We start from the raw sequence: 1,425 nt of genomic DNA, 5'->3' as shown, positions 1-1,425 counted from the left end.
CGATGATGCCGACACGCCGAATCTCATGCGCATCATCGAGATCGTACGCAGCCGCTGGAGCATCGATGCCTCGCGTATGCTGCTCACCGGCATGAGCGACGGCGGCACCTTCTGTTACGTCAGCGGGCTCGACGGCGCATCGCCCTTCACCCATCTGGCGCCGGTGTCCGCAACCTTCCATCCGCTGATGGCGGAGATGGCCGACGCCACGCGACTGCAGGGACTGCCGATCTTCATGACCCACGGCAAGCTCGACTGGATGTTTCCGGTGCAGACCGCGCGGCAGACGCAGGCGGCCCTAGCCGCCGCCGGCGCTGATGTCACGTATCGGGAGATCGACGATCTCAGCCACACCTACCCGCGCGAGATCAATGCGGAGCTGATGGCGTGGCTGAATAAAGTGTAAACGACACTCCTTGCATGCGCCGCATGGTCGCGGAACCATCAGATCGGGCCGACGTTATCGCGCGTCACCGGAGGTTAGCCATGCGGACTTTTTTCGGAATGATTTTGGGCGCGCTACTTCTTGCGGGAGGCGTCTACGTCTATGACTCCATGCGGACGTCGTCGGTCGCCAACGGCGATATCGCAACCGGCAACCGCACCATCGTGAACTGGGACGTTGCGAAGGCCGATTGGGACGCGCTACGCGATCGCGCGCACAAGGACTGGGTCCGGATTTCCCAGAGGTAACATCGACCCTGAAATGAACGAGGCGCCGTTGCGGCTCGCAGCGGCGTCTTTGCATTGGCCACGCGCAACGCTGCGCGTCAGTTCATCTTGGCCTTGCGGGCGTCGGCAATGACCTGCTCGAACTCAGCCATGCTGAGCACGCCGGGCACGCGATACTTGCCGACGATGAAGGACGGGGTGCCGCGGAAGCCGAAGGCTTCAGCCTGTTCGTTGTTGCGCTTGAGGATGGCGTCGATGTACTTGGCGTGGCTGGTGAGATCACGCTTCAGCCGGTCCATGTCGACGCCGGCAGCCGCTAGCAATTCGTTGACGCGCGGCTCGGTCAGGCGCGAACTGACGCCGATCAGGGCGTCATGGGCCTGATGGTACTTGTCCTGGAATTTGGCGGCCAGCGCGCTCCGCGCCGCGGTAACCGAGACCGGCCCGAGGATCGGCCAGTCCTTCATCACCAGCCGCACCTTGCCGTCGTCCTGCACGACCTGGCGCAGCTCGGGCTCGAGCTTGCGGCAATAGGGACAATTATAGTCAGACCATTCCACGATCGTGATGTTGCCGTTGGGATTGCCTGCGACGGGCGTGTCGGGATCGCGCAGCACCTTGGCCTCGGTCAGCACCTCGTCCTCAACGGTCGCGGCGCCCGCCAGGTTGATCCCGCTCGCTGCGACGGCGCCCGGCAAGGAAGGCGGCCATCGCGAGGATTCGCTCGATGGGGGCGATCCCGCTGTTGGTGCC

Annotated in this window: 3 protein-coding genes; 2 read left to right on the top strand and 1 reads right to left on the bottom strand. The window is 63.9% G+C overall.

From position 1 onward, the window contains the following. A partial coding sequence (locus JHD07_RS16355) for a dienelactone hydrolase family protein (RefSeq protein WP_291623958.1) occupies positions 1 to 406 on the top strand: 406 nt, incomplete at its 5' end. An 80-nt stretch (positions 407 to 486) separates the two neighbouring features. Continuing rightward, on the top strand, positions 487 to 693 hold the full coding sequence (locus JHD07_RS16350) for a hypothetical protein (RefSeq protein WP_291623956.1): 207 nt from the start codon (positions 487 to 489) through the stop codon (positions 691 to 693). A 77-nt stretch (positions 694 to 770) separates the two neighbouring features. Here the strand turns inward: JHD07_RS16350 and JHD07_RS16345 are convergent, their stop codons facing one another. After that, positions 771 to 1,343 carry a DsbA family protein gene (locus JHD07_RS16345; RefSeq protein ID WP_291623974.1) on the bottom strand — a complete coding sequence of 191 codons (573 nt, stop codon included), beginning with the start codon at positions 1,341 to 1,343 and terminating at the stop codon, positions 771 to 773. Positions 1,344 to 1,425: the final 82 nt, after the last annotated feature.

The organism is Bradyrhizobium sp. (assembly GCF_016462955.1).
Classification (GTDB): domain Bacteria; phylum Pseudomonadota; class Alphaproteobacteria; order Rhizobiales; family Xanthobacteraceae; genus Bradyrhizobium.
This window is presented reverse-complemented; position numbering and strand designations above follow the sequence as displayed.